1 pseudogene is annotated in these 842 nt (G+C 58.6%); it reads right to left on the minus strand.

The annotated features are described in order from the left end of the window. A pseudogene (locus AC1DBN_RS21385) lies at positions 1-842 on the minus strand (Ig-like domain-containing protein); the annotation flags it as partial.

The raw sequence follows: 842 nt of genomic DNA on the forward strand, positions 1-842 counted from the left end.
CACACAATCACGGACATACTTATTCGCCCCCGACCACGCAGCATGCACACACCCACCCAACTGCACCGGAGCCGCAGGAACACCCTCACCACCAAACGACACCGTCTTCGCCGTCCCACCATCCAACGGCTGCTTCAACAACACCTTCTGCGTCGCAATCGCCACAAAATCACTGCCCGGACCACCCTGCTGCAACTTCGCATCCCGCGCATCAGCCAACTGCAACCGCTTACCACCAGGCAAAAACAAATTCCCCGCCGCAGCATCCAACACCACCGGCCGGTCCCCCACCACCGTGATCTGCAGATCCCCCGCACCCTTCAACTCAGACCACGACTCAGACTCCGAAGACACCACCACACCATTGGCATCAACACCGGTCACCGTCACCGTCCCAGCCTTCGGATCSGCCGAATAAATACGATCATCAGCACCCACCGCCGACACCGTACCCTCAGACCCCACCAACACCGGCTCCGACGCTTCCTCATCAAAACCATTCACCGTCGACGGCGACACCGCCCACACCTTGCCCGACGCCGCATCCGTCACCGACAACACCGACGACCCAAAACTCACATCAGCAGCCCCCGGCAACTGCTTATCCCCACCCAAACGCATATTCGCCGGCGACACCTGATTCAACGTCGAACCAGACTCATCATCAACAAACACCTCACCGGCATCCTGCAAAATATCAAACGTCGACGACGCAGGAGTCACCGCCCCATCCAAAACACGCGACGGATAATTCAACCGCCCCACCGCATTCTTAGACTTCGACACCACCCACACACCACMGTCATTCAACTCCACCTCAGTGGTCTTAAACCCCGGATAGA

Source organism: Pseudarthrobacter sp. 10T415 (genome assembly GCF_056394175.1).